Raw genomic sequence first — 12143 nt, 5'->3', positions numbered from 1 at the left:
CCCATCACCAATCACCCATCACCCATCACCAATCACCCATCACCCATCACCTATCACCCATCACCAATCACCCATCACCAATCACCAATCACCCATCACCCATCACCAATCACCCATCACCCATCACCCATCACCAATCACCCATCACCAATCACCAATCACCAATCACCAATCACCCATCACCCATCACCCATCACCAATCACCCATCACCCATCACCATTAAAAGTCTGTCCACCTGTCCTGGGGTAGAAAAGCTCGTTCACTAGGAATGGGAGCAACTGGTTCTGTGAGGGTAAATGTTCCAGCTTCTATCCATTGTTTCAACTCTAAGGCTACTTGTCGTGAGAGAAACATACTGGCTAAAGGAGCAACTCGCACCGCTTTACCCTCTATGGGAATTTTTCCCGATTTTAGTTGAGCATAACTAACTAAACCAAAGGTGGGACGGACACGACGGGGAATAGAAAAGTCTACTATTGGCGCTACTAAGTCTTGATCTTGGACTGCACAACGTTCAATTACTGCTTCGTTTAAAACCGGAAGTGGCACACCCACACCTAACATCAAAGATGGTCCATAACTTTTGAAGTAACAACCCCGCACCCACCGCGCATCCATTTGTTTGGCATCACCAATTAAGGCTAAAGTGGCCGATGGTCCAATGGGTGTTCGATTAGCTAACCGCTTTTGTAAGGGGAAATGCTGCGTACCTTCCCACGCTACATAACCTATTCCACCACCTAAGAAGATTTTTGTCCCAATTCCCACAAGTTGTAAATCGGGATCATTGAATAAGGGAGAAATTGCCCCAGGGTTGGAGTAAACTGCATTACCTAAACGGGGTTGGAGGGGTCCTAGATAGGTATGCAGTGGGCGATCGCCTCCATTTACCCCAATAATAAAGTTTTGATAAAGATTGCGCGGATTAAATAAATAAAATTGGTTGATAGTGTCACAGGTGATAGTAGTTTCAAAAGTTGCTCTGGGGTAACAGTCGGTAACTTGTCCTAAAGCCCTTACTTGTATAGGTTTACCTGCTATTAAATCTTCAATTACATGGCCTCCGCCACGTTCTCTCAGTTCTTCACCCTCTGTCGTTTCCACAGCACAACTAGCACCCAAGTATAAATCTACTGCACCAAATCCAGAATATGCTGGTACACCATCTAACCAACAGCGGCGAATTTTGATCGGTGGGTCAGTATGTCCTAAATTAATAATTGCACCGCTGGACTCCATTGGTTCAAAAGTGCCGGTGGTAATAACATCAACTGCTTTAGTAGCTTTGGTGATACCGATTTCCGCTACTCGTTTTTTCAGTTCTTCAACTGTCCAAACTACGGCGCGTTTTTGGTTGATTTTTTCGTTAATTTCCGCAATAGTTCGCATTTTTATCAGTTATTAGTTGTTATTAGTTATTAGTTATTAGTTATCAGTTATCAGTGGGAATAGGAAAATACAAATATTCAAAATTTCAGCCTTCTGCCTCCTGCCTTCTGCCTTCTGCCTCCTGCCTCCTGCCTCTTCAATTAATACAAAATGATGTCTAATTTACCAGCAGAAAATTTGCGAGTACGAGATATTGGCGAACAAGGTCTTTTAGAGAGATTACAACGCTTCTGTCCTTCAGAGGTGATAGGTGATGATGCGGCAGTTCTGGCGACAGAATCAAAGCAATCTTTGGTAGTAACTACAGATATGTTAGTTGATGGTGTACATTTTAGTGATGTTACCACTGCTCCAGAGGATGCTGGTTGGCGTGCTGCTGCTGCTAATTTATCCGATTTAGCCGCTATGGGGGCTTTTCCCTTGGGTATCACCGTTGGACTGGGTTTACCAGGAGATTTAAGCGTTGAATGGGTTGAAAGAATGTATCAGGGCATGACAGAATGCTTGCAAAAATATAACGTTCCTATAGTTGGTGGTGATATAGTGCGATCGCCCATTACCACTTTATCCATAACCGCCTTTGGTCAAGCCAACCCTGATTTTATTATCCGTCGTTCCACCGCTCAAATAGGTGATGCCATAGTCGTTACAGGTATTCATGGAGCGTCCCGTGGAGGCTTAGAACTGCTCTTAAATCCCGAAATAGGTCAAAATCTCAAATCAGAAGAAAAGAGAGCTTTAATCACCGCACACCAGCGCCCCAACCCCCGTTTAGATGTCATACCCCTATTGTGGGAGATTATAGAATCTCAATCCAAAATCCAAAATCTAAAATCTAAAATTGCTGGGATGGATAGCAGTGATGGTTTAGCCGATGCAGTATTACAAATTTGCCGTGCTAGTAAAGTAGGCGCTATTTTACAAGCAAGTAAAATTCCTCTACCATTAGCTTTTCATCATTGGTTAAGTCAAGAGCGATCGCTCAATTATGCCCTATATGGTGGCGAAGATTTTGAATTAGTCCTCTGTTTACCACCACAAACCGCATTAGAATTAGTAAAAAAACTAGGTGCAGGTGCAGCCATTGTCGGTAAAATTACACCAGGCTCAACAGTAATTTTACAACATGAAAACGAAAAAATCCCCGACCAAGTTTTAACACTTAGCCAGGGATTTCAGCATTTTAGTTAGGTGATTGGTAATTGGTAATTGGTAATTGGTAATTGGAAAGAATAAACTCTTGCCTTTTGCCTTTTGCCTTCTTACTGTCACCTGTCACCTAAATTATGCCCATTTATTGGCTACTAACTCAGCTAAGTCTAAAACGCGTTGGCTATAACCCCACTCATTGTCATACCAAGCCATCACTTTTACCATGTCATTGCCCATAACCAAAGTTAAGTTGGCATCAACAATGGAAGATTCATTTGTACCTTGATAATCAGAAGATACTAGAGGAAGTTCGCTATAACCTAAAATGCCTTTGAGATAGGTTTCAGAAGCATCTTTGAGGACTTGGTTAACTTCTTCTGTAATAGTGGGTTTTTCAACCTGAACTACAAAATCCACCATTGAAACATTAGGGGTGGGTACACGCAAAGCTGTACCATTCAGCTTACCTTTTAAAGCTGGGAGTACCAGAGCTACCGCTTTAGCCGCACCAGTAGAAGTGGGAACAATGTTAATACCAGCCGCTCTAGCGCGACGCAAATCACGGTGAGAAGCATCTAAGATGCGCTGATCTCCTGTGTAGCTGTGAGTAGTGGTCATTGTGCCTTTGATGATGCCAAATTTTTCATGCAGCACCTTGGCAATAGGAGCTAAACAGTTAGTGGTACAGCTGGCGTTACTGATAATGTGATGTACGTTGTGATCATAATCTTCATCATTCACACCCATCACAAAAGTACCATCTTCATTTTTACCAGGAGCAGTAATCAGCACCTTTTTAGCACCAGCATTAACGTGGCGCATTGCCCCTTCCTTACTGGTAAAAACACCAGTGGATTCAATAATCAGATCAATTTCCCATTCTTTCCAGGGCAAGTTATCTGGGTTGCGATCAGATACGCATTTAATGGTCTTACCGTTGACAGTAATGGAATTATCATCAGCAGTAATATCCGCATTTTGTAACCTTCCCAGCATCGAGTCATATCTGAGCAGGTGAGCATTGGTTCTAGGATCGGAAGTGTCATTGATACCCACAAGTTCAACTGGGCTATTCTCTCTACCTATCCAGCAGCGTGCGAAGTTCCGTCCAATGCGCCCGAAACCGTTGATTGCAACTCTAATCACAGTGTCTTGCCCTCTGTATTTATGCCTATAAATTGATATCGTTGACCGTTATATAAAACCTACTCAAAATTACTCATGAGCTTTGTCTACTTCCTGCTTCACTCTGGAAGTGTTGGCACTACCCAGTCCACAGGCTTTAAGATTGGGTGTAACTCACCCTACTGTGCAAATGCTTTAGGCTTGGTTATTACCTAAAAACAGGGTAATTATCACACCTTTGAGTGTTGAAGTCTAGATTTTTTCACTCAATGAGTAGATTGGAGTAAATGTTTTGATTCTGTTCCAGACCCCAATCATATCGCAAAGGGGAGGAGTATTTATAACTATAAAGTGTTCTATCCCAAAAAAAATACAGAATTTATTCAGAATTATGAGTGTAAAGATTGTGAGTGGCGATGTACAAGCCGACTGATTTCGGTACTAAATCATCAATGGAACAGCCTTGGCGACAAAGTTCACGGATGATACTTGACGAAACTCTTACTAAAGGTGTATGCAGTAACTGCCAATTGATTGTATATGATTTTTCTCTAAATTTTTTTTCTACTTGGTTGCAGATTGACTCACTTTGAGCTATAGTCTCACCACCGACCTGTCGGGGGGCAATTAACCAATCACACATTTGTGCTAGTTCATATCCACGATACCAACGAGGTAAAGTTTGGAAAGCATCCAAACCAATAATCCAGTACCAATGAGTATTTGGGTAAAAAGCAGATAAATCAATCAGGGTGTTAATAGAGTATGAAGTCCCAGAGCATTCTCTCTCAATCAGTGAGACTGTAAAAGCTGGGTTATTTTTAGTAGCTATATCCAGCATTGCCACTCGATGTTCAAACAGTGCGGCTTGTTTATGAGGAGGATTTTTTGAAGGTATCCAAATTATTTGTTCTAGATGTAATTGCGTCAAAGCCGTTTTGGCTACGAGTAGGTGTCCCCAGTGAACTGGGTCAAATGTACCTCCAAAAATTGCTAGTTTCTGCATTTGATGTGCGGGAATATTCAGGTAAAGTAAAGCACACTGCTAAAGTTTTGTCTCTTACTTCCTACCTCCTGCCTCCTCAAATTTCCTACTGCAACTAGTTGAATAATCTTTTCCCTACCAATGTACTATTGTAGTCAATTCACCTGCTGGCTGGATATTAAGTAGAAAAGCACAAAAAAACCAACGTATGTAACAAAAAGTAAAGTTACTTAAAAGTCTCTTCCCTCCTGCCTTGTCATAACGATCATTTTTAACGCCTACCTACTTAGTGTCAAATTATGTTTGTAACTCAAGGAATTCCGTATCCACTTTTAGTAAAGCCATCAACGATATGTATTTAACATTACAGGATTTTTTTTCCCGATGTTACCCCAGTTTTCAGAATAATCATAAAAAGATATCAGAAATAGAGAAACTCTATCGTCAGGGTAATATCTTTCTGAACAGGCAAAAACAAAGTAAAAAATTAACCCTTTATTCAGATATGAAAATCCTACAGGAGCAGTATCTGTAAAAATCAAAATCCTGTTATGATACGCGTGTCTTATGTCAAGATTTTGTGGTGTGGTGTAAGAGGAACAAAAGATGAATAGTCAGATAGATTTTAGCGGTAGACCATTTCATTTCATTGGGATTGGCGGTATAGGAATGTCGGCTCTAGCTTATGTGTTGACAAAACGGCAATTACCAGTATCAGGTTCTGATCTGCGACCTAATCAGATTACACGCAAATTAGAATCCCTGGGCGCTCACATTTTTAGTAGACAAGAAGCCAGCAATCTGGAGTTCTTTCGTCCTCAAGAATCGGCTGATGGAATAGTATTAAATTCACCAGAAAAATTGCCCGTTGATAAGTCTAACTTACCTCAAGTAATTTGTTCAACAGCTATTAATACCAGTAATTTGGAATATAAAGCTGCCATAGAATTAGGTTGTCCTATTTTACACCGTTCCGATGTCCTAGCAGCCTTAATTGCTGATTATTATAGCATTGCTGTAGCAGGAACTCACGGCAAAACTACAACCAGTAGCATGATTGGTTATATGCTATGGCAAGCTGGTCTTGACCCGACCATTTTAGTCGGTGGAGAAGTAAATGCCTGGGAAGGGAATGCTAGATTAGGGGAAAGCAAGTATCTAGTGGCTGAAGCAGATGAATCTGACGGTTCTCTGGTAAAACACGCCCCTGCTATTGGGATAATTACCAATATTGAACTCGATCATCCTGACCACTACGAAACATTAGACGAAGTAGTTGAGACTTTCCAAAAATTTGCCGAGGGTTGCCAAATTTTAGTAGGTAGCATTGATTGTGACACAGTGCGCGATCGCCTTAACCCAAACATCAGCTATAGTCTACATCCAGATACTGGCGCTGACTATACCGTCACCAACATTGACTATCGTGCTGATGGTACAACAGCTTTGGTTTGGGAAAAAGGTAAAGCCTTGGGTGTATTAAATCTACAACTTTTGAGTCGGCATAATCTCAGCAATGCTTTAGCCGCAGTAGCCGTAGGACGCGCCCTGGGTTTAGAATTTGGGGAAATTGCTAAAGGTATTGCTACCTTTGAAGGAGCAAGACGGCGCTTTGAGTTCCGGGGAGAAGCGGCTGGTATTACTTTTATAGATGACTATGCCCATCACCCTAGCGAAATTCGTGCTACCTTGGCCGCAGCACGTCTTCAGGCCAGACCAGGACAAAGGGTAGTTGCCATCTTCCAACCCCATCGTTATAGTCGGACACTTACCTTTTTAGAAGAATTTTCCGAATCTTTTACCCATGCTGATTTAGTAGTTCTCACTGACATTTACAGCGCCGGAGAACCCGATTTAGGACAGATTAATGGTGAACAATTAGCAGCAGAAATAGGGAAGCAGCATCAGCAGGTTATTTATCAACCGACTTTATCCTCTGTGTGCGAGTTTTTATTGTCAAACCTGCGTTCTGGTGATTTGGCGCTATTTTTAGGTGCTGGTAATCTGAATCAAGCGATTCCTGAAGTAATTGCTACACTTCGTGAACCAGCTAAAGCCACATCCTAAGCAAAGCACAGTTCTAGGTTTTCTAGGTTTTGTTTCTTGTGCGAATTTCCTATCTAGCAATAGTTTCATTAGTTAAACTTATTGCCGGAATTTTACGGTAAAAGAGTAATAAAAATTACCAATTAAAGCAACGATGATAACTTCCCAGGCTGCTGGAAACGTCTGTAAGATTTCTGCTTTGACTACAAATAAACAGCAAACAATTAATTCTGTTGATAGTGAAGTAATTTACTTACCCGGTACTGATTGTGTAATTAAAACCCAGGCTTCTTTATCAGCATTTACTTCCTACAGAGTTGGAGGAGAAGCCCAATGGTACGTTGCTCCACGCAACTTAGAAGCATTACAAGCAAGTATTGAGTACGCAAAAGAACAAGATTTACCAATAACCATCCTGGGAGCAGGTTCTAATTTGTTGGTCAGCGATCAAGGTATACCAGGCTTAGTGATTGCTACTCGTCATTTTCGTTCCAAGCATTTTGACCTAGAAACAGGTCAATTAACTGTCGCCGCAGGCGAATCTATTCCTAGCTTGGCATGGGAAGCCGCAGAATTGGGATGGGAAGGGTTAGAATGGGCTGTGGGTATTCCGGGAACTGTTGGTGGTGCAGTTGTGATGAATGCAGGAGCGCATAATAGCTGTATTGCAGATATGTTGGTGAGCGCGGAATTGCTCTCTCCTGATGGTACATTAGAAACTCTCACCCCAGCGGAATTAGGTTACAAATATCGGACTTCATTATTGCAAGGGGGAAAACGGATAGTTACTCAAGCAACCTTGCAACTCCAACCCGGTGCAGATCCAGCAAAAGTTATAGCTACAACCAAACAACATAAACAACATCGCCTTTCTACCCAACCTTATAATTTTCCCAGTTGTGGCAGTGTTTTCCGCAATCCTAAGCCTTACACTGCTGGATGGTTAATTGAACAAGCTGGTTTAAAAGGCTATCAAATCGGTGGAGCGCAAGTTGCACAACTTCATGCTAATTTTATCGTTAATCGTGGTGGAGCTAAAGCCAGCGATATTTTCTGTCTCATTAATCATATTCAACGTGAAGTACAAGAACGTTGGTCAATTTGGTTAGAGCCAGAGGTTAAAATGATTGGCGAGTTTCAAGCAGTTTGTTGATAGGGGACTGGTGACTGGTGATGGGTGACTGGTGACTGGGTAATCAATTTTATTTTTCCCAATTACCAATTACTAATTACCCATTACCCATTACCAATTACCCAACCCAACTATAATTGAATTTGATTTGTTATTCAAAGCACAAGTGGAAAATTTGTTATGACAGCAGGAAAAGGACAGGGATTTGGTTTTGGCCTAGGAAAAATGAAAGAACTTGCGGACGCTTTTAAAAAAGCACAGCAGGTTCAAGAAGGTGCAAAGCGTCTCCAAGAAGAATTAGAGCAAATGGAAATTCAAGGAGAATCTGGTGGTGGACTGGTTAAAGTAATTGTTAGTGGCAACCAAGAACCCAGAAGAGTAGAAATTTCCCCAGACGCAATAGCACAAGGTTCAGAGCTACTTTCCGACCTCGTAACAGCAGCTATGAAAGATGCCTACAACAAGTCTACTGCGACTATGCGGGAACGTATGGAAGATTTGACTAGTGGACTAGAACTGCCTGGATTATAGTCAATTAGTCATTAGTCGTTAGTTATTAGTCATTAGACTTGTCCGAAAATTAAATGTGCGTTTTCTAAAACCCTTGTAGAGATGTTATATAGAACGTCTCTACATTACAGCAGTTTTCATGTCTTTAGACCAGAGTCAGGGCGAAGCATTCGGATGATAGTCTTAGGTAAAAACCGATAATTAATTGTCCGAATGCTGATGCTTCCAGCACGCTTCGCGAACGCCCCTACATTGTTGACGCGAAACCTAAATCAAAATGTGGTTTATTTACCTGAAAATAGCTGTAATTCCCGGAAATGTCTATTAGTTATTAGTTATTAGTCGTTAGCAACTGATAACTGATAACTGACAGCATAAACAAAATTATTTATAACCGACATTACGCACTTCAATTTGTAGTACGCACACAAGTATCATAAGCAGCAGAGAAAGTTAAATATAAATACGCAATTAGTAAAGTAAAAATATAGACGTTAATTTCCATTGAACTACTAAACAGAAATTCATGCAGTTTCTACTTCCAACTTGGCATTACCAGTTAATTTAACCTGAAATTCCATGTTTTTTCTGCATCTGCTATATAAAACCTAGACAAAACTAGACTTTACTTTCTACTTCAACGGGAGCATGGGAGCAGTTATCCCTCAGTAGACTTTCACGCCTTAGCCAGACGCGATTGTGTTCCAATTAAGTTTCTGAAAAAGACTACCACCATCATTGCTTGGTTTTCGCGTCGGCAATAGTCTCAATTCAATACTTGATATCACCGTATTATATATCAAGTAGTTGATTTTTTCCTAAAAATATATTGATTTTTGTCAATACAAGTATAGTTTTGTCTATGAAATTGTCAACTTAGGACTTGCTCTTCAATAAACTGATCTAAAGATTGTGTATTCCCTGTTTCTATATCTTCCAATCCTTTTTTGATACCAATTAGAGTTTCTAACTTCTCCAAAGTATCAAGTAATTTTTGATAAGCAGCAGCATCTTGAACTACTAACTCTGCTTTACCATTAACTGTTAAAACTACTGGGTTTCCAGTTTCTTTCATCTGCGTAATGAGTTCATTAGTATTGCGTTTAAAAGTTGAAAGTGACTGAATATCTCGACTTAAATTAATCATGAGAATAACTCTACACTAAATTTGCATCTAATTTAATGTTACCATACAATCACAAGAATGCAGTTAATAAGAAAATCCTTTTTCCCGATCAAGTGCAACAACAGATGAGTTTAGCTTTGTGATCTCCCAACCTAAAGGCTAAAGTGGATAGAAAGTAAAGCAGGTACAACGATGGAAGTTCAAGAAATCAAAAAATTCCCCAAACCTAGAAAAATAGACAGTCAACCCACCCCATCCCAACACATCAAGATATTAGACTGTAATCAACCCGTGAGCAGAGTTATATTTGAATGCTGGCACTGTAAACAAGGTATTTTGAGTGAAGTAGATGTCACCTCATCCCAATTTCTAGAAATTACCTGTCCTAGTTGTGGTAAAACAGGTTTAAGATTAATGGCTGATAAAGTCCTGTCAACTACTCCTATTCCTTCACCCTGGCAGTAAGGTGACAGGTGACAGGTGACAGGTGACAGGTGACAGTGAGAAGGCAAAAGTTAATTTTCTCTTTCTGACTCCTGCCTCCTGACTCCTGCTATATATTGTTAATTATCTTGTTAGTGGCGATCGCACTAAAAAATCCATAAACGAACCGCAGAGGCGCAGAGAACACAGAGAAAGAAGAATGCTTTTAAGCCGTTAGGCGCAGCTTTGCCAAAAAATCACATTTTCGACAATTAAAACTTAAAATAACTCAGTAATAACCCAAAATCTCTCTTAAACCCTCTTTCCTTCGTGTCCTTCGCGTCCTTCGTGGTTCGTTATTCCGTGATCTGTGCCTAAGTCCTATAATTCAGAATAGCTTAAACCTAAAAATCATAGTTATTAATTATTTTGCAACCCGTAGACTTTACCACCCTCACCGCAACTTGCAGCGAACTCCGCGCTAACTGGCTACCTGCACGCACAGAACAGGTATATCAACGCGATCGCCATACCATAGCCATCGCCCTCCGCACCATGAAAAAGCGCGAGTGGCTAGATATATCATGGCATCCCCAAGCCACAAGAATTTGTATTGCTGAACCACCACCACGCACACCAGACACTTTCACTTTCAGTCAACAACTCATCCATCAGTTAGGTGGTTTAGCTTTAATAGCTATAGATTTTATCGCCCCTTGGGAACGAGTGGTAGACTTTAAATTTGCCCGTCGTCCAGGAGAAGCAGCACTTTATCACCTGTACGTCGAAGTAATGGGTAAATATAGTAATGCTATTCTCACAGATGCAAATAACGAGATTATCACCGCTGCCCATCAAGTTAGTCAACAACAGTCTAGAGTTCGTCCTATTCAAACTGGTGAACCTTACGAAACACCACCCAAACTAACAGGAACTATACCCAATTTAAACGAATCACAAACACGGTGGCAAGAACGAGTTAGTTTAGTTCCCGGATCTATTAAAAAGCAACTCCTGAAAAGTTATAGCGGTTTAAGTGCAGCTTTATTAGATTCTATGTTATTCGCTGCCAATATATCACCAGAAACCAATACTGATATTTTAACTGCCGATGACTGGGAGAGGTTATTTACCAAATGGCAAGAATGGTTACAAACTTTAGAAACTTTAGAAAGTGGTAAATTTCAACCTGCGGTAACTGCTAAGGGTTACACTGTTTTAGGTTGGGGAGGAATAACACCAGCCAAAAATATCCAAGAATTACTCAACCAATATTATACAGATCAATTAAATCAACAATCATTTTCTCAGCTACGTCATCAGTTAACCCAGAAATTAAGTAATATTTTGGGTAAGTTAAAGATTAAAGCCCAAACCTTTAAAGACCGGTTACAACAGTCAGATCAAGCAGATGAATACAAACAACAAGCAGATCTGTTAATGGCACATCTGCAAAACTGGCAACCAGGAATGACAGAAATTATTTTAGATGATTTTGAGACAGGAAAACCAGTGGCGATCGCCCTCCAACCAGACAAAAACGCTGTCCAAAATGCCCAAAAGCTATACAAACAACATCAAAAACTTAAACGCGCCCGTGCAGCAGTCGAACCACTATTATTAGAAGTACAAGCAGAAATAGACTATTTAGAACAAGTGGAAGCTGCTATTTCCCAAATAGAGAACTACCAAAATACAGAAGACTTACAAGCTTTAGAAGAAATACGCGATGAACTCATAGAACAAAAATATTTAGAAGACTTAGAATATCGTCGTCGCAGCAACACTGAAACCGCAAGTACAAACTTTCGTCGTTATCGCACCCCTAGCGGTTTTGAAGTCTTGATCGGTCGTAACAACAACCAAAATGATTATCTCACATTTCGGGTTGCGGGAGATTATGATTTATGGTTTCACGCCCAAGAAATACCCGGAAGTCATGTTTTACTACGTTTAGAACCTGGTGCAGTTCCAGACGAAGCAGACTTAGAATATACCGCCAACCTAGCAGCTTACTTTAGTCGTGGCCGTGAAAGTGAACAAGTACCAGTAGTTTACACCCAACCCAACCGAGTGTATAAACCCAAAGGTGCAAAACCTGGACTTGTGGTTTATAAACAAGAAACCATAATTTGGGGAAAACCACAATTGGGGACTGGTGACTGGTGACTGGGGACTGGTGACTGGGGACTGGTGACTGGTGACTGGTGACTGGGGACTGAAGACTGGGGAATGAAGGCTGCTGACTAGTGAA

At 40.8% G+C, this 12143-nt stretch carries 11 protein-coding genes; 7 read left to right on the top strand and 4 right to left on the bottom strand.

The genetic code is table 11. The annotated features are described in order from the left end of the window. On the top strand, window positions 1–224 hold a 224-nt coding region (locus H5968_RS23225; RefSeq protein WP_187041826.1), incomplete at its 5' end, for a hypothetical protein. Here H5968_RS23225 and H5968_RS23220 read toward each other — a convergent pair. After that, window positions 221–1390: a homocysteine biosynthesis protein gene (locus tag H5968_RS23220; protein ID WP_187041825.1), complete on the bottom strand. Its 1170-nt coding sequence runs from the start codon at window positions 1388–1390 to the stop codon at window positions 221–223. The genes H5968_RS23225 and H5968_RS23220 overlap by 4 nt on opposite strands. A gap of 150 nt (window positions 1391–1540) precedes the next feature. Between H5968_RS23220 and thiL the strand changes: the two genes are divergently transcribed. After that, the gene (gene thiL, locus H5968_RS23215; protein WP_187041824.1) at window positions 1541–2581 is read left to right on the top strand and encodes a thiamine-phosphate kinase; all 1041 of its coding nucleotides are present in this window, start codon (window positions 1541–1543) and stop codon (window positions 2579–2581) included. A 93-nt stretch (window positions 2582–2674) separates the two neighbouring features. Here thiL and H5968_RS23210 read toward each other — a convergent pair whose 3' ends face one another. Both H5968_RS23210 and nadD read right to left on the bottom strand, forming a co-directional pair. Further along, on the bottom strand, window positions 2675–3688 hold the full coding sequence (locus tag H5968_RS23210) for a type I glyceraldehyde-3-phosphate dehydrogenase (RefSeq protein WP_187041823.1): 1014 nt from the start codon (window positions 3686–3688) through the stop codon (window positions 2675–2677). Window positions 3689–4046: 358 nt separating this feature from the next. Then, window positions 4047–4673, bottom strand: a complete 627-nt coding sequence (gene nadD / locus H5968_RS23205; RefSeq protein WP_187041822.1) for a nicotinate (nicotinamide) nucleotide adenylyltransferase — start codon at window positions 4671–4673, stop codon at window positions 4047–4049. Between the two features lie 585 nt (window positions 4674–5258). Between nadD and murC the strand changes: the two genes are divergently transcribed. The 3 genes from murC to H5968_RS23190 all read left to right on the top strand — a co-directional run bounded on the left by murC (window position 5259) and on the right by H5968_RS23190 (window position 8361). Beyond that, complete coding sequence (gene murC, locus H5968_RS23200; RefSeq protein ID WP_187041821.1) at window positions 5259–6719, top strand: UDP-N-acetylmuramate--L-alanine ligase; 1461 nt, start codon at window positions 5259–5261, stop codon at window positions 6717–6719. Window positions 6720–6852: 133 nt separating this feature from the next. Continuing rightward, window positions 6853–7851 (top strand): UDP-N-acetylmuramate dehydrogenase, encoded by a 999-nt coding sequence (murB, locus tag H5968_RS23195; protein WP_187041820.1) that lies wholly within the window; start codon window positions 6853–6855, stop codon window positions 7849–7851. A gap of 159 nt (window positions 7852–8010) precedes the next feature. Continuing rightward, window positions 8011–8361, top strand: coding sequence for a YbaB/EbfC family nucleoid-associated protein (locus tag H5968_RS23190; protein ID WP_096569112.1), 351 nt, complete (start codon window positions 8011–8013; stop codon window positions 8359–8361). An 850-nt stretch (window positions 8362–9211) separates the two neighbouring features. Here H5968_RS23190 and H5968_RS23185 read toward each other — a convergent pair. Beyond that, a complete protein-coding gene (locus tag H5968_RS23185; protein ID WP_187041819.1) occupies window positions 9212–9487 on the bottom strand; it encodes a type II toxin-antitoxin system Phd/YefM family antitoxin in 276 nt (91 codons plus the stop codon). Between the two features lie 171 nt (window positions 9488–9658). On the opposite strand from H5968_RS23185, the gene H5968_RS23180 reads away from it, so the two are divergent. Together H5968_RS23180 and H5968_RS23175 are read left to right on the top strand one after the other, a co-directional pair. After that, window positions 9659–9931, top strand: a complete 273-nt coding sequence (locus H5968_RS23180; RefSeq protein ID WP_096565916.1) for a hypothetical protein — start codon at window positions 9659–9661, stop codon at window positions 9929–9931. A gap of 387 nt (window positions 9932–10318) precedes the next feature. Then, the gene (locus H5968_RS23175; RefSeq protein ID WP_187041818.1) at window positions 10319–12058 is read left to right on the top strand and encodes an NFACT family protein; all 1740 of its coding nucleotides are present in this window, start codon (window positions 10319–10321) and stop codon (window positions 12056–12058) included. Window positions 12059–12143 lie beyond the last annotated feature (85 nt).

This window comes from Sphaerospermopsis sp. LEGE 00249, from assembly GCF_014299995.1.
GTDB classification, from domain to species: domain Bacteria; phylum Cyanobacteriota; class Cyanobacteriia; order Cyanobacteriales; family Nostocaceae; genus Sphaerospermopsis; species Sphaerospermopsis kisseleviana.
Note: the sequence above shows the minus strand (reverse complement) of the source record. Positions and strands in the feature narration are given on the sequence as shown.

What these genes read in the sequence shown, in the direction of transcription:
- nadD (WP_187041822.1), bottom strand. Translation starts at nt 4,673, where the DNA reads ATGCAGAAACTAGCAATTTTTGGAGGTACATTTGACCCAGTTCACTGG.
- H5968_RS23185 (WP_187041819.1), bottom strand. Translation starts at nt 9,487, where the DNA reads ATGATTAATTTAAGTCGAGATATTCAGTCACTTTCAACTTTTAAACGC.
- H5968_RS23180 (WP_096565916.1), top strand. Translation starts at nt 9,659, where the DNA reads ATGGAAGTTCAAGAAATCAAAAAATTCCCCAAACCTAGAAAAATAGAC.
- H5968_RS23220 (WP_187041825.1), bottom strand. Translation starts at nt 1,390, where the DNA reads ATGCGAACTATTGCGGAAATTAACGAAAAAATCAACCAAAAACGCGCC.
- thiL (WP_187041824.1), top strand. Translation starts at nt 1,541, where the DNA reads ATGATGTCTAATTTACCAGCAGAAAATTTGCGAGTACGAGATATTGGC.
- H5968_RS23190 (WP_096569112.1), top strand. Translation starts at nt 8,011, where the DNA reads ATGACAGCAGGAAAAGGACAGGGATTTGGTTTTGGCCTAGGAAAAATG.
- murB (WP_187041820.1), top strand. Translation starts at nt 6,853, where the DNA reads ATGATAACTTCCCAGGCTGCTGGAAACGTCTGTAAGATTTCTGCTTTG.
- murC (WP_187041821.1), top strand. Translation starts at nt 5,259, where the DNA reads ATGAATAGTCAGATAGATTTTAGCGGTAGACCATTTCATTTCATTGGG.